We start from the raw sequence: 21,586 nt of genomic DNA, 5'->3' as shown, positions 1-21,586 counted from the left end.
CGGCATGACGGACATTCCGGTAGGCACGGCAACGACTGCAGCTGCGGGGGCGTACGCCCCTTCGCGGCTCCTGTTCATCGACAACATCCGCTGGTCGATGATCCTGCTCGTGCTGAGCATGCACGCGGCGGACACCTACAGCCCGTTCGGCAATTGGTACTATGTCGATCGGCAGGCAACCGGCTTTGGCACGGCACTGTTCTTCGGCATCTACCAGAGCTTCCTCCAGGCCTTCTTCATGGCGGTGCTGTTCTTCATCGCCGGTTATTTCGCCGCCGCATCCTGCGACCGGAAGGGATTTCTGACTTTCGCTCGCGACCGCTTCGTCCGGCTGGGCCTGCCGACCCTGCTCTACATGTTCGTGATCGGCCCGCTCACGCAGTACTTCCTGTCACGGACCTGGGGACGTGGTGGCTTCGGCCATCAGTGGCTGGTTCATCTCGGGGATGGCGAGTGGCTGTCCGAGACGGGTCCGATGTGGTTCTGCGCCGTCCTGCTCCTGTTCACGCTTGCCTACGGCCTGATCCGCCTGTCGGGCTGGCAAGAGCGGACAGTCGCGCGACGTTGGCCGATGGTCATCGCCTTCGTGATGGTCATGGCGGGGGCCACCTTTGCCGTGCGCATCGTCGTGCAGGCCGGCACCTCGGTGCTCAATGTTCATCCCGGCGACCTGCCGCAATATCTCCTGATGTTCGTGGCCGGAGCCTATGGCTATCGCGGTAACTGGATGACGGGGCTCGCCGAGGGGGCCTGTCTGCGCTGGGGAGCGCTGGCGCTCGCACTGTCCGTTCCGCTGTTCGCGGCACTGGTGCTGTTTGGCGGCGGCCTCGAGGGCGAGACTGCGCTCTATTCTGGCGGCTTCAATCTCGTCAGTGCCGGGAAGTGCCTCTGGGAGGCGCTCGTCTGTGTGGGCATGGGCCTCCTCATGCTGGCCGTCTATCGCCGCCGTTTCGACGTGCAGGGGCCGGTCGCCAAATGGCTCTCGGACAACGCGTTCGGCGTCTACCTGATCCACCCGCCGATCCTGATCGGCTTCGCCATGCTCCTGCACGGGCTACCGCTCTTCGCACTCACGAAGGCGCTCCTGCTGACGATGCTGGCAGCGGTCGGCAGCTTCGCCGTCTCCGCGCTGATCCTGCGGAAGTCGCCGCTGCGCGCGATCATCTAGGCGCGCGCACCGTGCGAGGAGATTCTGACATCAGCGGCTGAGATGCGCTTTCGACGCGCAGGACCTGCTCCTGCACCGCTGCGCCGAGCGTGGTCGCATGCACGTACATGCCGGCAGGCTGGCGTTCCCGTATCTTCCGCGATTTTGAGTGGCGAGAGTCCATCTCGATCTCCTTTTCCGGGACCGTACTCTTCCGGTTTTGACAGCGCTCAATCCAATGTGGTGAAAGCTCGGGAGACCTTCTCTCAGTTGCGAATGCGGATTCGTCGATGCGGCAACCCTCGCTGCCAAGGTTGTCGGTCACTCCGTGCCTCAGGACGCAGTTCGCAAAAAGCTAAGGGCCTCGGCGAACAGCCGTGAAACGTTCGTCGGCTCAGACTCGGCGATCAAGGCGCATTGGAGATCCAGTCGTGTTTCGCTTGCAGATCGAACGTTTCATTCGTAGCCGGATTGTGCGCCGCGCGCTGGCGCTCGGGATCATTGCCCTGAGCGGATGGGCGCTGTTGCCGTACGTGACCTATCGAATCGCTCCCTCCGCATTCGTCAATGCCGAACTCGTGCGGGTGACGGCGCCGATCGCGGGTCAGCTCTCGGCCGATCTTCCGCGCAAAGGTGAGTATTTCCAGCGCGCCCGGTTGCTGCCGCTGGTGGAGGCGCGTTCGCCGGATCGACGGCACCTCATGGACCTCGATCAGCAGCTGGCCGTGTCCAGCAAGCGCGCCGAGCTCGCGCGTCGGCAATTGGAGGAAATCGCCGAGCTCGATCGCAAGCTCGGCGAGCGCAGCGAGGTCTATCGTTTCGGAGTGGTCGCGCGCCTTCGCCACGAGATCGGCGAAACGGAAGCTGAAAAGGGCGGCTGCCTCGCCGAAGCCCGGCAACGCAACGACGTCGCTGGCCGGATGGAGAGGCTCGTCAGGCTCGGCATCAGCTCGCAGATCCGCTCCGCCGAGGCGCAGGCTTCGCAGGAAGCGACCACAACGCGGTGCCAGATGGCCGATGAACGCCTCCAGCGCCTCAAGACCGAACTGGAGTCGGCCGAGAAGGGCATTTATCTTCGTGGCGATGCCAATGACGTCCCCTATTCCCAGCAACAGCGCGAGCGGCTTGTTCTCCGCCGCCAGGAACTCGAGACAGAGCTGCTGCAAAACAGCTCACGTTCGGCGCAGCTGGCCGGCGAAGTCGCAGAGGAACGCGCGCGACTTGAGCGTCTCGATCATTACGATCTGACCTTGCCCGCAGCTCACGTGGTCTGGTCGGTCGCAGCCAGCCCCGGCTCGATGGTTACGGAAGGGCAACCGGTATTCGATTTTGCAGACTGCGAGCACCGATTCATCGCGGTCGAACTACCCGAGCGCGACTTCGAGAAAATCAAGGCCGGAGAGGCGGCCGCCGTTCGCCTGATTGGCGGCCGGGAGTGGAAGACAGGCCAGGTCCGGCAAGTCCGCGGTTCGGCAGCGCACGCCGATGATCGGCTGCTGGCGGCGCGGGTGCCGCGACCCGATCCGGGCAGTATTACCGTCGAAATATCGCTTCCGCGCGATGAGACGTCGGCCGGCCGCAGTGGCTCCTGCGATATCGGGCGGTTAGCCGAGGTGCGCTTCGAGCGGAGAGCCGACGGCCTGCTTCGATTGGTCAGCGGGAAGCTGAAATGGCTGACCGCCGGCCTCGAGCCTGACCAGCCATTCCTTTGAACGACTGATCGCCGTGCACGCCACAACCCTGCCGCTCTTTCAGTTGTTCGCACCGACGCTGTGCCTGTTCGCGGTGATGTACTTCCTGGCGCCGACTTTGCCGCTCGGTCGCGCCTGGGCGCGCGTTGCGATCTTTGTCACGGTCTGGCTCGTCGTTGCCCGTTACCTCGAATGGCGCATCTTCGCCACGGTGCTGCCGGCAAGCGGGGAATGGTACGAGGTTGGCTGGATATGGTTCTGTCTCTTCGTCGAGCTCTTGACCTTCACTGACCAGTTTATTCTCTACCTGACGTTCCTTCGCAGAACCGATCGCCGCGGCGAAGCCGATCAGCACGAACGTCGACTGCGTGGTCTGCCGAACGACGCGCTGCCCTCGGTCGATGTCTTCATTCCCACCTACGACGAGCCACTCGAGGTGCTGGAGAAGACCATCACGGGTGCACTGTGCCTGGATTATCCAAACTTCCAGGTCTGGGTTCTGGATGACGGCCGCAGGCCCTGGCTCAGGCAACTCTGCGAGCACAAGGGTGCAGGCTACCTCACGCGCGCCGACCAAGCCAATGCCAAGGCCGGTAATATCAATCACGCGCTGACGAAATCGAATGGCGAGTTTTTCGTGATCTTCGATGCGGACTTCGTTCCGCTGCGCAATTTCCTCATGCGCACGATTGGCTTCTTTGCCGATCCAAGGATCGGGATCGTTCAGATCCCTCACACCTTCTACAACGAGGATCCGATGCAGGCGAATCTCGGCCTGCACAGGGGATTGCCGGACGAGCAGCGGTTCTTCTTCGATTCCATCATGCCGGCCCGCGACGGCTGGGATGGTGCCTTCTGTTGCGGTTCCAACTCCGTCACGCGTCGTGCGGCGCTGCGCTCCGTGGGCGATGCGTTGCCGACCCAGTCCATCACAGAAGACATTCTGCTGACGATGGTGCTGCTGCGCAAAGGGTATATCACACGGTATCTCAGCGAACCGCTTGCGATTGGATTGGCGCCGGAAAGCCTCACAGCCTTCTTCGTGCAACGGAAACGGTGGGCCCGTGGTGCAATCCAGACCTTGTATCTCGGCGACGGCCCCCTTGGCCCTGGTCTAAGCTTGATGCATCGGCTGCTGTTCTTTCCGACCCATTGGCTCTCGATGGGCCTGCGGGCGCTGATGGTCGTGGTGGTTCCCATCGTGTTCATGTGGACTGGCATCACGCCCGTCATCGACGTTACGCCAGAGTCAGTCTTCTACTATCTGTTCCCCGCGATCCTGGCGCTGAACGGAGGCATCTCCTGCTTTGCGCCACACGAACATTTCCCGCTCGCCGCCCAGGTCTCGGCGACTATCCAGAGCTTCAAGCTTCTCCCGGTTGTGCTCGCGACGCTGCTCAAGCCGAAAGGACATGTGTTCAAGGTAACCCCTAAGGGGACTGCCGCGCGGCGCCTGAGCTACGCCAGCGAAATATTCTGGCCGGCGGCAATCCTCATGGCGCTGACGGTTGTCGGACTTGTCCTGAACACGATCCCCGAATGGCGGGTGATCGATCACCCGGCTGCATTGCCGATGGTCGCCTTCTGGTCCGTGGTCAACGTTGTGGTGCTCTTTTTCGTTTGCATGACCTCTCTCCAGGCGCGCATGCCGCGGGGCGAGGAACGCTTCGTGATCGACGAGCCGATCTTGATCAGGACCGCGACCGGGGAGCGGCTGTCTGGTCGGGTCAAGGATGTCTCTTTGTCCGGCGCCGGCATTCTTCTCGATTGCGATGCCAACTCTCTTCCTGGCCTTGGAGCATCGCTGCACGTCCATGTCGCACAAGTAGGCTGGATCGACGCGAGCGTCATGCAGCAAAGGGGACAATTCGTCGGGGTGCAGTTCGCCTTGCCACCGTCGCTCGAGCGGGACCTGCTGATCCGGAAGCTGTTTACCGGTGCCTTTCTGAGGAAGAACAATGCCGTCGCCTGTTCGGTGAACAGGGCGATGCTGAAGAACATCTGGCTCATGCACACGCCGTTGCCGAGCCTGATCGCAGGCGGCGCGAAACCGGTGCCGCCGGCCGAGCGCCTGCCGGCAGAGAGTCTGGTCATTCGACCCCGACCGCCGGCCGACGATTGGGGACGTCTTGCCGGAGTTCGAAGCGTGCATCCGACAGGTTTCGCCGAACCCGGGATGGGCCGAGTGGCCGGCACGGCGCTCGAGGCCATCGAGCTGACTTGATGCTGTGACCGTTCCCTGCTGTTCGAACGTGCAGGGGTTCCGGGGGAGGAAGCCTCTCTTGACTGATCACCGCAGCGATCTTCGCCAAAGCGGGCGCAATCGCCTTGTGATGTCAGGGCAAGTGATCGCGTGGACCGGCTCGATACGGGCTTGAATGGCAACTTGAGCGCGGTGCTATTGGGGCGCGACAGACGCCCTCCGCGCGATCAACTCGCGGGGCGCCGCGGTTCGATCCCGTGCCGAAATGCGGCGCCCCGAACATCGCGCGCTCACATCAGCGCGTACTGCTTGCGTTCGCGCTTCGCCAACAGTGGCAGCGCCTGGCCTGCGATATGGGCCTTGAAATGCGCGCTCTCCTGGTGCGCCTTGAACGCCGCCTCGTCGCGGAACAGCTCATAGAACAGGAACTGCGCCGGATCGTCGGTCGCGCGGCTGATCAGGAACAGTTTGACGCCGGGCTCGCTTTGCGCAGCGGGGAGAAAGTCGCGCAGGATCCCGGCAATCGTGTCGGCCTGCCCCTCCTTGGCTTCCCATTGCGCCACGACCAGAAGGCCGCCGCCGCGGGTCGCTTCGCCGATCGATCGCTCGTTCATTGCTCGCTGGTTCATGTTGGAACTCCTTGTTTTGCAAGCTCCCGGTCGCACGCGTCATTTTGCGACCCTGCGAGGGGACAATTCGACAGATAGCGAAATTTGTACGGAGATGATTCGATATAGACCGAAGTAAGGATGCTGCGCGGAATGGCCGGGCAAGCTGCTTTTCGCGGGTCGGGAGCAGGAGCGTCGTCACCTGCCGCAACGCGTCGAGGCCCGAACTGCCTCGCGACCTCGCCATGCCAAATTTGATTTCCGACGCGAATTTCGCTACCGCCTCTTCCCGTGGATACGCTCAAGGTCAGAGACGCCAAAGACGTCGAAGAGGTGGTGCGCGCGGCAATTGCCAATGAGCAGCCGCTCGAGATCATCGGCCATGGCACGAGGCGCAGCATCGGCCATGTGATGGCGACCAACGCCGTGCTCGACGTCTCCGCGCTGAACGCGGTCACTTCCTATGAGCCCAACGAGCTGATCATCACGCTCCAGGCCGGCGCACCGCTGGCTGACGTGCTGTCGCTGATCGATGCCAAGAACCAGCAATTCGCCTTCGAGCCGATGAACACTGCGCCCCTGCTGGGGACGCCCGGGCTCGGCACCATCGGCGGCATGATCGCGGCGGGTCTCGCCGGGCCGCGCCGCATCAAGGCCGGCGGTGCCCGCGACCATCTGCTCGGCGCGCACGCCGTCTCCGGCTTCGGCGACAGTTTCAAGACCGGCGGCAAGGTGGTGAAGAACGTCACCGGCTACGATCTCTGCAAGCTGCTCGCCGGTTCCTGGGGCACGCTCTCGGTCATGACCGAGGTGACGCTGAAGGTCATGCCGAAACCGGAGAGCGAGCGGACGCTGCTGCTGCGGGGGCTAGACGATGCGACCGCCAACAAGGCCATGACCGCGGCGCTCGGCTCGCCCTTCGACGTATCGGGCGGGGCGCATCTGCCGAAATCCGCTTTCCGGGAGAGAACCGAAGGGCTCGGCGACATCGCCACTCAGGGCGAGGCACTCACCGTGCTGCGGCTGGAGGGCATCACCGCCTCGGCCACCCACCGCGCCGTTTCGCTGCGCGAGGCGCTCGCGCCATTCGGAACCGCCTCCATCGTGGAGGATGCCGCCTCGGCCGCATTGTGGACTGCGATCCGGGACGTGCTGCCGTTCGCGGCCGATGGCGCGCTTGGCGCCTGGCCCGTGTGGCGGATCGTCTGTCCGCCGGCCTCTGGCGCCGCGGTTGGCCGGCAGCTCGCGCGGGACACCGGCGGCGACGTGATCTACGACTGGGGCGGCGGGCTGATCTGGGCGGCGATGCCGCCGAAGGGCGATGCGCAAGCCGCCATCGTGCGCCAGCGCGCGGAGGCCGTCGGCGGGCACGCCATGCTGGTCCGGGCGCCCGAAGTGGTGCGGCGCAATGTGGACGTGTTCCATCCGCAAGCGCCTGGTGTGGCCGCGCTCAGCGAGCGGGTTCGCGTCAGCTTCGATCCGAAGACCATCCTCAATCGCGGGCGCTTGATGCGGGGCGAGGCATGAAGACCGAATTCTCGCTCACCCAGCTCGCCGATCCCGACATCGCGGAAGCCGACAAGATCCTGCGCGCCTGCGTGCATTGCGGCTTCTGCACCGCGACCTGTCCGACCTACGTGCTGCTTGGCGACGAGCTCGATAGCCCGCGCGGCCGCATCTACCTGATCAAGGAGATGCTGGAGAAGGACCAGGCGCCGACCTCAGAGGTCGTCAAGCATGTCGACCGCTGCCTGTCCTGCCTTGCCTGCATGACCACGTGCCCGTCCGGGGTGAACTACATGCACCTCGTCGACCAGGCCCGGGTCCGGATCGAACAGCGTTACGAGCGGCCGCTTGCCGAGCGGCTGCTGCGCACCGTGCTGGCGTTCGTCCTGCCCGACCCGCAGCGCTTTCGCGTCAGCATGTCGCTGGCGCGGCTTGCCCGGCCGTTCACGGCTTTGCTGCCGACGCCGCGGCCGTCGGCCACCCCTGGCCTCACGCAGCGGATCAAGGCGATGCTGGCGCTTGCGCCGGACCGGCTGCCGGCGCCAGGGCCCGCTGCTGGCAGCGTCTTTGCGCCGCTCGGCAAGCGCCGGGGGCGGGTCGCCCTGCTCCAGGGCTGCGCCCAGCAGGTGCTGGCGCCGCGGATCAACCAGGCTGCCATCAACCTCCTGACCCGCCACGGCATCGAGGTCGTGCTGGTCCGGGACGAACAATGCTGCGGCGCTCTGACCCATCACCTCGGTCGTGACGACGACGCGCTCGCGCGGGCGCGGGCGAACGTCGCGGCCTGGCGTCGCGAGGCGGCAAAGGATGGTCTCGATGCCATCCTGGTGACGACGTCCGGCTGCGGCACGGTCATCAAGGACTACGGCTATCTCCTGCGCGAGGACCGCGACTTCGCGAGCGATGCGGCCAATGTCTCCGCGCTCGCCAAGGACATCACGGAGTATGTCGCGGGCCTTGCGCTTCAGCCGTTGAGGCGACACGACGACATCGTCGTCGCCTATCATTCGGCTTGTTCACTGCAGCACGGGCAGAAAATCACTGCGCTTCCGAAAGAATTGCTTTCCAAGAACGGATTCGTGGTGAAAGATATCCCCGAGAGCCATTTGTGTTGCGGTTCGGCGGGGACCTACAACATTCTCCAGCCCGACCTTGCGGGCAGGTTGCGCGATCGCAAGGTCGCCAACATCGCGAGCGTCAAGCCGGACATGATTGCCGCAGGCAATATCGGCTGCATGGTGCAGATTGCCAGCGGCACATCAGTGCCGGTCGTGCACACGATTGAGCTTCTCGATTGGGCGACGGGCGGTGCGCAGCCGGCATTGAACTAGTCGAATTAAGCTAGCCGACTGCGCCGCGCCCGGAGGTGGACGACTGAAGGCCCGATCGACCATTGGTTCGGCGGCAACAGGAGGATCACGATGGCGAAAGCGAAGAAGAAGAAAAGCAAGAAGGCCAAAAAGGCCAAGAAGGCCGTAGCGGCGAAGAAGAAGACCGCGAAGAAGGCCGGCAAGAAGAAATCGGCCAAGAGGTCGGCGAAGAAATCCGCCAAGAAGGTAGCGAAGAAATCGGCAAAGAAGGCCGCACCGAAGAAGGCAGCCAAGACGGCCGCAAAGAAATCCGCGAAGAAGGCGGCTCCCAAGAAGAGCGCGAAGAAGGCGGCGCCGGCCCCCAAGCCAGCGGCCCCCGTGGAAGCTCCCGCTCCCGAGCCCGCACCGGAGGCGAGCTGGGCGACCCCGTCGTCCACCGGCGACAGCTCGTCGGCTTCGGCCGAAGGGCAGGGCTAGCTCCCACTTTCGTCCTCCAAGACGATCAGCAATCCGGAAGGCCGCGGCGGCGACGCTGCGGCCTTTTTGCATCGACCGAAGCCGAGCCGAATCGCCGGGAAGCCTATTCGTGGCGGCCAAGCCTCAGCCGGGCAATCTCCCCGTAGCATCACGGACGTCAGGTGCACTCGGGTGCGAATAATTGTGTTCGAGATGCAACACACGCCGACAACCTTTCGCGAAATCGCCATAACGCCCAAAAAGTCGGCAGATGCTCGTGTTTTTTGCTTCACCGGCCGATCTCCACGCTCCAGATTGCGGCGGTTACGAGTTTTTCAGTCAGGGTCGCATGCCCCCGGGGGCGCCGGGATCGGACTGGCCTTAAGAAGGTGATGGGGAACGAAATGAAAAAAGTGGCTTTGTTGGCAACGGCGCTGGCAATGGTGACGGGTTCGGCTCTGGCGGCAGACATGCCGGTGAAGGCTGTGAAGGCTCCTCCGCCGCCCGCCTTTGACCCCTGGGATGTCGCCTTCGGCGGCGGCATCATGAGCGACTACATCTTCCGCGGCATCACCCAGTCGAACCACAAGCCGTCGGTCACGGCCTATTTCGAGCCGCGCTACAACGTCACCAAGGACCTGCAGCTCTATGTCGGCGTGTCCGGTGAGAGCATCTCCTTCCCGAACCGCGCCGCGGCCGAGATCGACGTCTACGGCGGTATCCGCCCGACCTTCGGCGCATTCGCCTTCGACATCGGCGTCTGGGGCTACCTGTATCCGGGTGGCAGCTGCTTCTTCGGCGCGCCCGGCATCGACTTCGCCGGCAACTTCCAGGGCGCCGAGTGCGCCTCGCAGGCCCTGATCAATGGCAACGTCATCAAGAAGGACCTGAGCTTCTTCGAAGTCTACGGCAAGATGACCTACACGGTGAACGATAACTGGGCGTTCGGCGTCACCGAGTACTACACCCCGAGCTACCTGAACTCGGGCGCCTGGGGCAACTACACCTCGATCACCGGCAAGTACACCGCGCCCAGCACCATCTTCGGCTCGAGCGGCGTCGGCATGTACGTGTCGGGTGAGTTCGGCCGTCAGTGGCTCGGCACCTCCGACAGCTTCTACGGTGTGGCTGCGTTCCCGAACGGCATCAAATATGCCGACTACAACACCTGGAACGTCGGCATCGGCTTCACCTACAAGGTGTTCACGCTGGACCTGCGCTACTCCGACACCAACCTCTCCAAGGGTGACTGTAACGCCTTCACCAGCGACTTCTCGGCGCGCGGCAACATCACCGCCTCCTCCGGTACCTTCGTGACCCCGATCAATCCGTCGGGCGTCGGCTCCAACTGGTGCGGTGCTGCCGGTATCGCCAAGCTGTCGTTCGACCTGACGGCGATGACCAACCTGAAGTAAGTTCTATCCCGAGACTGACTGAAAGGGCGGCAGGGCAACCTGCCGCCCTTTTGCTTTTGGGGGGAACGTGATGGGGAGAGGGGGGCATCACCGCTTCAACAAAGTTCGGTGTCGTCCCGCCTAGTGCGCAATTGCGCACGGGGGCGGGGACCCCTACCCGCGGGCTGCCGCTGTGGCGCGAGATATGGGTTACCAATCTTCGCCAAACACGACCCTGGGATTATGGGTCGTAAGGGCTCGCGCTTCGCGCGCTCCGGGACGACGGATATTCTGCCCTCTCCCGCAAGCGGAAGAGGGAGCGCAGCGTCACTGTCGATGCGATCAGCGCGCCTCGCTCGGCTCCGCCCGGGCTGGTGCGCCGGCGCCGCCGAGCACGTGGATCTCGCCGTCCTGGACCAGCCTGACATTGCGGGTGTGGAAGGCATCGAGCGTCGAGCGGTGGCCGATCGACACGATCGTGGTCGATGGCAGCCTCTCCTCCATGAGCCGGTAGAGCAGGGCCTCGGACGGCTCGTCGAGCGAGGCGGTCGCCTCGTCGAGGAACAGGTAATCCGGCGCATGCAGCAGTGCGCGGGCAACCCCCAGGCGTTGCTGCTCGCCGAGCGACAGCGTCCTGTTCCAGTGCGCTTCCTCGTCGAGCTGCTCGGACAGCCTCGGCATGCCGACCGCTCTCAGCGCCTCCTTGATCTTGTCCGGCGCGATCGTGCCGTGCTCGGCCGGGTAGATCACGGCGTCGCCGAGCGGGCCAATGGGGAAATACGGCCGCTGCGGTAGCATCATCAGGCTGGACTTCCCGGGGATGGCGATCTTGCCGGTGCCGAACGGCCAGATCCCGGCGATGGCGCGGAACAGCGTCGACTTGCCCGAGCCCGACGGTCCGGTCACCAGCACGCGCTCGGGGTGCTGGATCGCAAAGGCGTTGGCTGCGACCAGCGGTTTGCCGTTGGGAAGCTTCACCAGCAGCTGCTCGAGCGCGATGGCCTCGCTGCCCGTGGATGGCGTGACGCCGATGGTGGGCTCGTGCACGGGAAGATGGGCGGCCGAGCTGACCGACATCTCGAAACCGTCGAGACGGGCGACCACCGCGCGCCATTCGGCGAGCGAGCGGTAGGTCGTCACGAAGAACGACAGCGCGCGCTGCACGCTCGAGAAGGCCGAGCCGGTCTGCATCATGTCGCCGAGCTGGATCTTCTTGGCGAAATAGGCCGGCGCCACCAGCACGTAGGGAAAGATCACAGCGGCCTGCTGATAGCTCGCCGTGAACGCGGTAAGGCGTTTGGTGCGGCTCATGATCGCGTACCAGTTGCCAACCACGAAGCCGAAGCGGTGCAACAGGCGGCCGCGCTCGGCGCTCTCTCCCTTCAGCAGCGCGATCTGCTCCGAGTTCTCGCGCACCCGCACCAGGTTAAAACGGAAGTCGGCTTCATAGCGCTGCTGCTCGAAATTGAGGTTGACCAGCGGCATGCCGATCCAGTGCGTCAGTGCGGTGCCGAGGATGGCATAGACCAGCGCGCCCCACACCAGATAGCCGGGGATCGCGAAATCGAGGCCGGAGATATGCAGCGGCGCGGCGTTGGAGAGGCCCCACAGGATGATCACGAAGGAGAACAGCGTCACGATCGAGGAGAGCAGGCCGATGCCGATGCTGAGCGTCTGCTCGACGAAGGTCTTGACGTCCTCGGTGATGCGCTGGTCGGGGTTGTCAGCGGCATCGCCCTTGAGCTGCATGCGGTAGTGCGTGGCGCCCTCGAGCCATTCGCCGAGATAGTGACGCGTCAGCCATTGCCGCCAGCGGATCTGGAGCCACTGGTTGAGATAGAGCTGATAGACCGCAAGCGCGACGAAAGCCGAGGCAAGGCCGATGAAGATCCAGATCTCGCGCACGAAGGTGTCGAGATCATAGGCCTGGAGCGCACTGTAGAAGCGGTTCTGCCACTGGTTCACGAGCACGTCGATTGCGACCAGCGCCAGCTCGATTGCGATGACGGCGGCGAGCAGGCCGCGGCCGGCCCATTTGTCCTCGGACCGGAAGTAGGGCATGGCGATTCGCCAAACGGTCGCGAGCGTCGCGCGGATGTTCTTCACAGATAGGGGTCTCCTGCGGGGTAGGCGCAAGCGCCTGATGCAACGGCGCAAATAAGCGCGCTTAGACTAAAGTTGCAAATCCGGCGATTTGCGTTGTCCGGGCCGGCGATCCTAGCATGGGCGCAACGGCCGCGGGGTGGGGGCCGCCGGGACTTCGCGAGCTTGTGAGCGGATGGGAACCGCCGCATTTCGCGACATGACCGCTTCAGGATGAAAAGTTATCGCGCCCCACGTCAAGCAGGTTCGGCTGTCCACGCTGGCCGCCCTGCCACACCAACGCGTGGGGGAGAAAGACCATGTGGAATCAAGTCTACGACCCGCTCAACAACGTGGTGTTGTCGACCATCGCGGCAGCCGTACCCGTCGTTACCCTTCTAGTCCTGATCGCAAGCGGTCGCGTCAAGGCGCATATAGCTGCGGTGATTGCCGTGATCGTGACCAATCTGATCACAATCATGATCTTCAGGATGCCGGTGAACATGTCGGCCCGCGCCTCTGTGCTCGGTATCGTCACCGGCTTCTTCCCGATCGGATGGATCGTCCTCAACGTTATCTTCCTCTACCAGGTGACGGTCACGACCGGACGCTTCGAACTGTTGAAGCGCGCGGTCGGCGGCGTCACCGAGGACCGGCGCCTGCAGCTGCTGCTGGTCGCGTTCTCGTTCGGCGCCTTCTTCGAAGGCGCTTCGGGCTTCGGCACGCCGGTCGCGATCACCGGCGCCGTGCTGATCGGTCTCGGCTTCTCGCCGCTCGCCGCCTCTGGCCTGTCGCTGATCGCCAACACCGCGCCGGTCGCCTATGGCGCGCTCGGCACGCCGATCCAGGGCCTTGCCTCCGTCACCGGGCTTGATCCCTATATCCTCGGCGCGATGGTCGGACGGCAATTGCCGTTCTTCTCGCTGATCGTGCCGTTCTGGGTGGTCTGGGCCTTCGCGGGCTGGCGCGGCATGAAAGATGTGTGGCCGGCGATCCTGGTCACCGGCGTGTCCTTCGCAATCCCGCAATTCGTGATCTCCAACTACATCAATCCCTGGATCGTCGACATCGGGGCGTCGCTGATCTCGATGGGCGCGCTGATCCTGTTCCTGAAGGTGTGGCAACCGAAGCAGCTCTGGCTGTCGCCGGCGCTGCGCGGCCGCGATGTATCAGTGTCGGAAATGGGCAAGACCGCACCGCTCGACAAGACGCCGCTAACGCAGGCTGAGCTGTGGAGCGCGCTGTTGCCGTGGATCATCGTCTGTATCGTGATGCTGATCTGGGGCAGTGGCTGGTTCAAGACCTGGGCGAACGGGATATTCACCTGGAACTACGCCGTTCCCGAGCTGCACCAGATGATCAACAAGATGCCGCCGGTGGCGGCGAAGCCGACGCCGGAAGGCGCGGTGTTCGCGTTCACCTACCTGTCCTTCACCGGCACGGGCATGCTGATCGCGGCGATCATCTCCGGCTTCCTGATGGGGGTCGGGCCGGGTCGCTTGCTGGTCGAATATGGCCGCACGATCCGGCTGTGCGCGATCTCGCTGATCACGATCTCGGCGATGCTGGCGATCGGCACGCTGACCCGCCTCTCCGGTGTCGACGCCACGCTCGGTCTCGCCTTCGCGGCAACTGGCGTGCTCTATCCCTTCTTCGGCACGCTGCTCGGCTGGCTGGGCGTGGCACTGACGGGATCGGACACCGCATCGAACATCCTGTTCGGCAACCTCCAGAAGATCACGTCCCAGCAGATCGGCCTGTCGCCGATCCTGATGGCGGCGGCGAACTCCTCCGGCGGCGTGATGGGCAAGATGATCGACGCGCAATCGATCGTGGTCGCCTCCACCGCCACGCGGTGGTACGGCCATGAAGGCACGATCCTGCGCTTCGTGTTCTGGCATTCGATCGTGCTGGCCTGCTTGGTCGGCGTGCTGGTGACGCTCCAGGCCTATGTCTGGCCGTTCACGGAGCTCGTGTTGAAGTAGCGCCGCGGATCTGGTGGCAAAGGAAAATCCCCGCGGGAGCGATCCCGCGGGGATTTTGCGCGTGCGGCGAACCTTCTCAACGTCGTCTCCGTCTTATAGAAGGTGCGGCTTGTTCAAGGACGGTCGAGAGGTCTCATGGTTTCGGTCAAGCAGATGGTGTGCGCGGCTGCCGCGGTGGTGCTGATGGCGGGCGCGGCCCATGCCGAGGAAGGCTTTCCCTTCGGGACCGAGATGACGCTCGAGGCCCTGCCGCAGCCTGGTTCGAAGCGCATTCCCAACATCGAGATCGGCGACAATGGCGAGGTGGTGCTGGAACTCTGGTGCAAGGGCGGCAAGGGCCAGTTCTCGGTCGCCGGCAACACCGTGATCTTCGTTCCCGGCCAGATTCAGGACCGTTCCTGCCCGCCAGCCAAGGCCCAGGCCGATGACGACCTTGTCGCGGCGCTCGCCAGTGTCGAGACCTGGAAGCGCCAGGGCGACTTTCTCACGCTGATCGGCCCGAAGCCGCTGCGTTTCCGGACGAACGGGAATTAAACCAACTCGCTGTCGTGCCCCGGCTCGACCGGGGCACCCAGTACGCCGCGGCCCATCGACTCAATCACGACCGCCTCGGCGTACTGAATCGCCCGGTCAAGCCGGGCGATGACCAAGCGTTGGCGTGCGGACTATTTCCACACCGACTTGTCGGCGTCCCAGCGCTGGCCCTTCAGCTCCTTCGCCAGCGCCTCGATCGCGCCGTTGTCGTCGGTCTGATCGCCCTCTTCGTCGGCGCTCGCTTCATCCGACAGATTGAGCTTGGCTCCGGTGCTCTCGTCGGCCGTGGTGATGGCGGGGCTGCCGACCCAGAGCAGGAGGCGGTCGCTGCTGCCGGGCTTGTCGGTCGAGACGAGGCCAGCGACTTCGATCGTGTCGGTGAGCTCGAGCGCAGGGAAATCCTGGTTCGGCCGCTTCAAGAGGACCTTGAGCTTGCCGGTGACGGGGTTGAAGCTTTGCGAGACGGTTTTTGCCGCCAGCGTGCGCGCCAGCACGTTCGCGACGGTGCCGACGAGGCGGTCCCGGCTGATCTTGTCGCCGTCGCGCCAGTCGGCGGCGGAGAAGCGGATGGTGCGATCCATCTCCATCATGCCGGCGGTCCAGCCCGCCGCGGTAACGCCCGGCATCGCCTTGAACTTGGCGAGCAGTGCGCTCGCCCGCTCCGGGTCGACCGACATGTTGATGGTCTGCTCGCCGGCGCGCAGCGCGTCGCAGCCGACCGACAGGCTTGCCAGCGTCACCTCGACATCCTGGCCCTTCAGGCTCTTCAGGAAGTCGGTCGCCGCCTCTAACTTGACCTTGACCGCGATCGCCTCCGGCGAGACCTCGGTGAAATCCTTCGGCTGTGGCGTGATGCCGTCGTCCGAGGTCTGGTTGTCCAGAAACTCCTTCTCGCTGAGGTCGGAATTGTCGGGGGAGGCGACCTCGGTCACGTTGCCGCCGATCGAGATCTGGCCGCGGAATTCGAAGGTGTCGTTGGTCTGCTTGCGCGTCAGCTTGACGGTGACCGGCGCCTTGTCGCCGAGGCTCTGGGTCGTGCCCGACAGGAGCTGGCCGGCGACTGTGAGGTTGACGACGAAGCGGTCCTTGCGGTCGGAATTTTTCGCGGCCGGGTAGCAGACGTCCAGCACGGCCGAGGTGACCGTCTTGCCCTGGCGGGTCTCCTTCAGGATGACGTCGGCATTGCCATCCATCAGCCCGTCGATCGAGGTGAAATAGCGCGTCTCGGTTCCGCCGGGCGCCGTGGCCTTTGGCGACAGCTTCATCTGGGCGGACGCGACGTCAGGCGAAACTGCAAGCAGTGCCGCCAAAAAACCAATCGAGCAGAACGAAAGCGCGCGCATCGATGAAACCCTCAGAGATGGAGCATGATCCGGAAAAGTGTGAAGCGGTTTTCCGAAAAGATCATGCTCAAACAATAGCCTAAAGCGCGATGACGATTCATCCCGATCAGCGCTTTAGAATCGGCGCCACCGTAGTGGGTTTTGGCCGGCGGTTGAATCGGAAAGCGCCGGATATGGTCGGCAAAAAAGAAGGCCGCCCGGAGGCGGCCTTCGCGTCATTTTTTGGCTGGTTGCGACGGACTCAGAAGCCCATGCCGCCGCCGCCGGCCGGCATCGCCGGCGCTGCTTCCTTCTTCGGCAGCTCGGCGACCATCGCTTCGGTGGTCACCAGCAGGCCGGCCACGGAGGAGGCGTCCTGCAGCGCGGTGCGGACCACCTTGGCGGGGTCGATGATGCCCTTCTCGACCAGGTCGACATACTGCTCGGTCTGAGCGTCGAAGCCGAAGGTCTCGGACTTGTTCTCCAGGATCTTGCCGACGACGACCGAGCCTTCGAGGCCGGCGTTCTCGGAGATCTGGCGGACCGGAGCTTCCAGCGCCTTCAGCACGATGTTGATGCCGGCCTGCACGTCGGCATTGGCGTTGGTGAGACGGCCGACCGCCTTCTTGGCGCGGAGCAGCGCGACGCCGCCGCCGGGGACGATGCCTTCCTGCACGGCTGCGCGGGTGGCGTTGAGCGCGTCCTCGACGCGGTCCTTCTTCTCCTTGACCTCGATCTCGGTCGCGCCGCCGACGCGGATCACCGCGACGCCGCCGGCGAGCTTGGCCAGACGCTCCTGGAGCTTCTCACGATCGTAGTCCGAGGTGGTCTCCTCGATCTGGGCCTTGATCTGGCCGACGCGGGCCTCGATGTCCGGCTTCTTGCCGGCGCCGTTGACGATCGTGGTGTTCTCCTTGTCGATCACGACCTTCTTGGCGCGACCGAGCATCTTCACCGTGACGTTCTCGAGCTTGATGCCGAGCTCTTCGGAGATCAGCTGGCCGCCGGTGAGGATCGCGAGATCCTCGAGCATGGCCTTGCGGCGATCACCGAAGCCCGGCGCCTTGACGGCCGCGACCTTGAGGCCGCCGCGCAGGCGGTTGACGACCAGGGTGGCCAGCGCCTCGCCCTCGACGTCCTCGGCGACGATCACGAGCGGCTTGCCGGACTGCACCACGGCTTCCAGCACCGGCAGCATGGCCTGCAGGCCCGAGAGCTTCTTCTCGTGCAGGAGGATGTAGGCGTCCTCGAGCTCGGCGGTCATCTTCTCGGCGTTGGTCACGAAATAGGGCGACAGATAGCCGCGGTCGAACTTCATGCCCTCGACGATGTCGACTTCGGTGTCGAGCGACTTGTTCTCCTCGACGGTGATGACGCCCTCGTTGCCGACCTTCTGCATCGCCTGCGCGATCATCTTGCCGATGGCGGCATCGCCGTTGGCCGAGATGGTGCCGACCTGGGCGACCTCGGAGGAGGCGGCGACCGGCTTGGCGCGCTTCTCGATGTCCTTGATGACAGCCGAAACCGCGGTGTCGATACCGCGCTTGAGGTCCATCGGATTCATGCCGGCCGCAACCGCCTTGGCGCCTTCGCGCACGATGGCCTGGGCCAGCACGGTCGCGGTGGTGGTGCCGTCGCCGGCGAGGTCGTTGGTCTTGGAGGCGACCTCACGGACCATCTGGGCGCCCATGTTCTCGAACTTGTCCTCGAGCTCGATCTCCTTGGCGACGGTGACGCCGTCCTTGGTGATGCGGGGCGCGCCGAAGCTCTTCTCGATGACGACGTTGCGGCCCTTCGGGCCGAGCGTCACCTTGACGGCGTTGGCGAGAATGTCGACGCCGCGCAGCATGCGTTCGCGCGCGTCTCCGGAAAACTTGACGTCTTTGGCAGCCATTTTTTGCTCCTGGGAACCTAAACTGGATGGGAGCCGCACGTTTCCGTCGTCATTGCCGGATGGAGGCCCGGCAATCCATCGTCTTGCGAGGAAGGATGGATGCCCGGGTCATCTGGCGCGAAGACGCGCTTCGCGCTTCTGCCCGGGCATGACAATGGTGCGTGCGGCGGGGTTGGGGGCGGTCGGCCTTAGGCCAGGACGCCCATGATGTCCGACTCCTTCATGATCAGGAGATCTTCATTGTCGATCTTGACCTCGGTGCCCGACCACTTGCCGAACAGCACGCGGTCGCCGACCTTGAGGTCGATCGGGATCAGCTTGCCCGCCTCGTCGCGGCCGCCGGGGCCGACGGCGACGATCTCGCCCTGGGACGGCTTCTCCTTGGCGGTGTCGGGAATGATGATGCCGCCCTTGGTCTTTTCCTCGGCATCGATACGTTTGACCACGACACGGTCATGCAGCGGACGAAATTTGGACTTAGCCATGACGTTTCCCTTTGGAAGCTCGCTTCGGAAGCAGCGGAAGTAGATGAGGGGCCTGCGCCCCCGTCCGACCTCTGGATCGAATGCCAGGATCGAACGGCGCGCTTTAGCAATCGGGCTTCCCGAGTGCTAATAGTGCGCCCGGAAATATGGCTTGGCCGCGATCCTGTCAAGCAAAGGTGGTTAAGCCATTGGTGAGACGGATATAGGATGTTGACGATCGAAACGAATTGGGGACGCTGGCGTAATCTACGACGTCATTGCCCCGACAGCGGTTTTGCGCTTGGCTGCGGGAGGGGGCTGCCAGGCTCGTGTTTGGGGGGCGCTTTGCTCGGGGGAATGCCATGATCAGTTCAGCTCACGCGCGGACGGTTGCCAAGCTGGGCGCCGCCGCAGCCTTGGCGCTGCTGCTGGGTGCATGTGGCGGCGGTATGAGCCTGCCGTCGTTCTCGTCGTCCTCGCCGGCGCCGGAGGCCGAGCCGGGCACCGGGCCGGAGATGCCGGCCTCGATCCGCGCCGACGAGATCGTCGGCCGCTGGGGCCTTGCCTCGTTCCAGAACCCGGCTGACCGCGCCCGCACCGAGGCTGCGGCCCGCGCCCAGTGCAAGAATCCCTATGTGATCGGCGCCGGCTCGAGCGGCGGCGTGATCATGCATCTGGCCGACCAGGCGACGCCGCAGGAGCTGCGGCTGAAGGGTTCACCGAGCGGCAAGAACTATATCGGACCGGCCGGCCCGACCCCCAGCGAGCAGGACCGCGAGATCGTCTCCTTCGACGGCCGCGTCATGGTCACCCGCTTCATCGACAAGGACGCCGCCACCCGCTACGGCAACATGGTTTACGTCCGCTGCGCGCCGAGGGCGTAAGCGAGACCTAGCCACTCGTCATTGCGAGGAGCAAAGCGACGAAGCAATCCAGACTGCCGGCGCGGAAGCCGCTCTGGATTGCTTCGCTTCGCTCGCAATGACGGCCAAACAAAAACGCCGGCTTCCCGCCGGCGTCTTGTTTCTCTTCGTGTCCCGTGCGTTCAGTCGAACAGGGCGTCGATGTCGTCCTGCGAGGCGTGGCCGACGTCGCCGGCGAGCTTCGGGCCGTTGAGGAGCTTGGCGTCCTCGTCGCGGGTGTCGATGATCGGCTGCGCGTGGGCCTTGATCGCGTCGACGCCACCCCAGATCTCCATCATCGCATTGATGTGCTGCTCGATGAACTTCATCGTGCCCATCACCTTGTTGATGCGCTGACCGGTCAGGTCCTGGAAGTTGCAGGCCTCGAAGATCGAGATGACGCGTTCCTGGATGTCGTCGGCGAGCCGCTTCTGCTGGTCGACCGAATCCACCTTGGAGAGCGCGCTCGCGGCCTGGTCGATCGACTCGGCCGCTTCGAGGATCTGCTGGGTCGCCTGCTCGGTGCCGCCGACCACCGCGCCGAGCTCGCCATTGACCTTGGCCATTTCGCCGCCGTCGAAGCTCTTGCCGTGCAGCGTCGCGATCTCGCGCTTGGTGCGATCGATGGCGTCATGAATGAGGTCGAGCTCGACCTTCAGTTTCTCGCACTGCTCGATTTGGGCGCGGTAGGTCTCCAGCATCGCGCGCGTGTCGGCGACTTCCTGCGCGACGACGGCCTCGGTCGAGGGCGGCGCGGCGTTCGCGGCCTGGCTGTTGCGCGCCATTTGCGCGCGGATCGCGCGCAGCTCGGCCATGATCTCGCTGTGCATCGGAGCGGTCTCGTCAATCATCTCGGAAATAGGCATCTCGCCGACGATAGCTTCCTCGGCGCGAAAACGTTTGCGGTGAACAGCCATATTGAAACTCCCCCCACCTCACTCACGCGGTCTTTGTAGACAGAAGGGATTTAACACGACGTTCACGGCGGGAACTGCTTTGCGATTGCGGGCAATTCGCGTGCTCACCGTCGATTAACCATGCGTGTCAGCCGTTCACCGAAAATAAACGCTAGCGGACAAAAGGCGCAGTCGTTCGCGACGTGGTGAATCAAGACGCCGTTTCCGTTTACCAAACCAAACGGCTTTTGATTTTAAGTGGGCCGCATCGCGAAGGGCAGGTCTGCGCCCGCCGCGATGAACGCACCAGACGAAACAGTACAGAGTACGTCGATGTTCAAGAAAATGTCTGTCGCGCTGCTCGGCAGCGCCTGCTCCTTTATCGCCGGCGCCGATCGCGCCGCCGCCTTCGACAACACCGTGCCATCCGATCCGCCCGCCGTGCTCTATGCGCCCCAGGTGCCGCCGCAGCCGGTGCGCGTCGCCTCCAATGGCAACATGGGCGGCGGCTTCATCGAATTCCTGTTCGGCGGCGAGGAGCGCGGCCAGCGCTATTATCCGCAGCAGCAGCCGACGTATCAGCAGCAGCCGGCCTATTACGACCAGCGCCGTTTGCCGCCGATGGGCGAGCCGCAGATGCAGGGCGCAGTGCCGCAGCAGGAGGTCGCCGATCCGCGCTCGCGACCCTTTGATCCGAGGTTCGAGAAGCAACTCGTCGCGTACGAGGGCAGGGAGGGCGCCGGCACCATTGTCGTCGATACGCCCAACAAGTTCCTCTATCTGGTCGAGGGCAACGGCAGGGCACTGCGCTACGGCATCGGCGTCGGCCGTCCCGGCTTCACCTGGTCGGGCGTGAAGGCGATCACGGCCAAGCGCGAATGGCCGGACTGGACGCCGCCGGCGGAAATGATCGCACGCCGTCCCGACCTGCCGCGGCACATGGAAGGCGGCCCTGAAAATCCGCTCGGTGCGCGCGCGATGTATCTGGGCTCTTCGCTGTATCGCATCCACGGCTCCAACGAGCCCTGGACCATCGGCACCAACGTTTCCTCCGGCTGCATCCGCATGCGCAACGAGGACGTCATCGACCTCTACGGCCGCGTCAATGTCGGCACCAGGGTCGTGGTGATGTGAACGCGGCGAGAGCCGCGAAACGAAAACGGCCGCCGGAAGGGCGGCCGTTTTGCATTTG

At 64.3% G+C, this 21,586-nt stretch carries 18 protein-coding genes; 11 read left to right on the top strand and 7 right to left on the bottom strand.

Going from position 1 to position 21,586, the window contains the following annotated elements:
* Positions 1-4 precede the first annotated feature (4 nt).
* Complete coding sequence (locus Q2941_RS20875; protein WP_458193596.1) at positions 5-1,168, top strand: acyltransferase family protein; 1,164 nt, start codon at positions 5-7, stop codon at positions 1,166-1,168.
* On the opposite strand, the gene Q2941_RS20870 is transcribed toward Q2941_RS20875, so the two are convergent.
* On the bottom strand, positions 1,161-1,472 hold the full coding sequence (locus Q2941_RS20870; protein ID WP_458193595.1) for a hypothetical protein: 312 nt from the start codon (positions 1,470-1,472) through the stop codon (positions 1,161-1,163). The genes Q2941_RS20875 and Q2941_RS20870 overlap by 8 nt on opposite strands.
* A 106-nt stretch (positions 1,473-1,578) precedes the next feature.
* Here Q2941_RS20870 and Q2941_RS20865 point away from each other — a divergent pair, with 106 nt between their 5' ends.
* The gene (locus Q2941_RS20865) at positions 1,579-2,859 is read left to right on the top strand and encodes an HlyD family secretion protein (RefSeq protein WP_458193594.1); all 1,281 of its coding nucleotides are present in this window, start codon (positions 1,579-1,581) and stop codon (positions 2,857-2,859) included.
* A 13-nt stretch (positions 2,860-2,872) separates the two neighbouring features.
* Complete coding sequence (locus Q2941_RS20860) at positions 2,873-5,062, top strand: glycosyltransferase family 2 protein (RefSeq protein ID WP_458193593.1); 2,190 nt, start codon at positions 2,873-2,875, stop codon at positions 5,060-5,062.
* 269 nt (positions 5,063-5,331) lie between these two features.
* Here the strand turns inward: Q2941_RS20860 and Q2941_RS20855 are convergent, their stop codons facing one another.
* Positions 5,332-5,670, bottom strand: coding sequence for a putative quinol monooxygenase (locus Q2941_RS20855; RefSeq protein ID WP_458193592.1), 339 nt, complete (start codon positions 5,668-5,670; stop codon positions 5,332-5,334).
* Between the two features lie 270 nt (positions 5,671-5,940).
* On the opposite strand from Q2941_RS20855, the gene Q2941_RS20850 reads away from it, so the two are divergent.
* From Q2941_RS20850 to Q2941_RS20835, 4 genes are all read left to right on the top strand, one after another.
* Positions 5,941-7,176, top strand: coding sequence for an FAD-binding protein (locus Q2941_RS20850; RefSeq protein ID WP_027525019.1), 1,236 nt, complete (start codon positions 5,941-5,943; stop codon positions 7,174-7,176).
* Positions 7,173-8,486, top strand: coding sequence for a glycolate oxidase subunit GlcF (gene glcF, locus Q2941_RS20845; RefSeq protein ID WP_027525020.1), 1,314 nt, complete (start codon positions 7,173-7,175; stop codon positions 8,484-8,486). The genes Q2941_RS20850 and glcF overlap by 4 nt, the downstream gene beginning before the upstream one ends.
* 90 nt (positions 8,487-8,576) lie before the next feature.
* A complete protein-coding gene (locus tag Q2941_RS20840; protein WP_035663387.1) occupies positions 8,577-8,942 on the top strand; it encodes a hypothetical protein in 366 nt (121 codons plus the stop codon).
* 383 nt (positions 8,943-9,325) lie between these two features.
* Positions 9,326-10,336, top strand: coding sequence for a TorF family putative porin (locus tag Q2941_RS20835; protein WP_027525021.1), 1,011 nt, complete (start codon positions 9,326-9,328; stop codon positions 10,334-10,336).
* A 321-nt stretch (positions 10,337-10,657) separates the two neighbouring features.
* Here the strand turns inward: Q2941_RS20835 and Q2941_RS20830 are convergent, their stop codons facing one another.
* The gene (locus Q2941_RS20830; protein WP_458193591.1) at positions 10,658-12,421 is read right to left on the bottom strand and encodes an ABC transporter ATP-binding protein/permease; all 1,764 of its coding nucleotides are present in this window, start codon (positions 12,419-12,421) and stop codon (positions 10,658-10,660) included.
* A gap of 296 nt (positions 12,422-12,717) precedes the next feature.
* Here Q2941_RS20830 and Q2941_RS20825 point away from each other — a divergent pair, with 296 nt between their 5' ends.
* Together Q2941_RS20825 and Q2941_RS20820 are read left to right on the top strand one after the other, a co-directional pair.
* The gene (locus Q2941_RS20825; protein WP_254110852.1) at positions 12,718-14,382 is read left to right on the top strand and encodes an L-lactate permease; all 1,665 of its coding nucleotides are present in this window, start codon (positions 12,718-12,720) and stop codon (positions 14,380-14,382) included.
* 135 nt (positions 14,383-14,517) lie between these two features.
* A complete protein-coding gene (locus tag Q2941_RS20820; protein WP_027525024.1) occupies positions 14,518-14,916 on the top strand; it encodes an META domain-containing protein in 399 nt (132 codons plus the stop codon).
* A gap of 131 nt (positions 14,917-15,047) precedes the next feature.
* Here the strand turns inward: Q2941_RS20820 and Q2941_RS20815 are convergent, their stop codons facing one another.
* The 3 genes from Q2941_RS20815 to Q2941_RS20805 all read right to left on the bottom strand — a co-directional run bounded on the left by Q2941_RS20815 (position 15,048) and on the right by Q2941_RS20805 (position 18,617).
* Entirely contained in the window at positions 15,048-16,259 is a 1,212-nt protein-coding gene (locus Q2941_RS20815; RefSeq protein ID WP_458193590.1) for a hypothetical protein, read from the bottom strand.
* A 241-nt stretch (positions 16,260-16,500) separates the two neighbouring features.
* On the bottom strand, positions 16,501-18,132 hold the full coding sequence (groL, locus tag Q2941_RS20810; RefSeq protein ID WP_458193589.1) for a chaperonin GroEL: 1,632 nt from the start codon (positions 18,130-18,132) through the stop codon (positions 16,501-16,503).
* A gap of 188 nt (positions 18,133-18,320) precedes the next feature.
* Positions 18,321-18,617 carry a co-chaperone GroES gene (locus Q2941_RS20805; RefSeq protein ID WP_027525027.1) on the bottom strand — a complete coding sequence of 99 codons (297 nt, stop codon included), beginning with the start codon at positions 18,615-18,617 and terminating at the stop codon, positions 18,321-18,323.
* A 341-nt stretch (positions 18,618-18,958) separates the two neighbouring features.
* On the opposite strand from Q2941_RS20805, the gene Q2941_RS20800 reads away from it, so the two are divergent.
* Positions 18,959-19,480: a hypothetical protein gene (locus Q2941_RS20800; protein WP_027525028.1), complete on the top strand. Its 522-nt coding sequence runs from the start codon at positions 18,959-18,961 to the stop codon at positions 19,478-19,480.
* Between the two features lie 161 nt (positions 19,481-19,641).
* Here the strand turns inward: Q2941_RS20800 and Q2941_RS20795 are convergent, their stop codons facing one another.
* A complete protein-coding gene (locus Q2941_RS20795) occupies positions 19,642-20,415 on the bottom strand; it encodes a protein phosphatase CheZ (RefSeq protein WP_027525029.1) in 774 nt (257 codons plus the stop codon).
* Positions 20,416-20,727: 312 nt separating this feature from the next.
* Here Q2941_RS20795 and Q2941_RS20790 point away from each other — a divergent pair, with 312 nt between their 5' ends.
* Complete coding sequence (locus Q2941_RS20790) at positions 20,728-21,528, top strand: L,D-transpeptidase (protein WP_458193588.1); 801 nt, start codon at positions 20,728-20,730, stop codon at positions 21,526-21,528.
* Positions 21,529-21,586: the final 58 nt, after the last annotated feature.

The organism is Bradyrhizobium sp. UFLA05-153 (assembly GCF_054185185.1).
The sequence above is the reverse complement of the archived record's forward strand: the minus strand, read 5'-3'. Positions and strand labels throughout refer to the sequence as shown.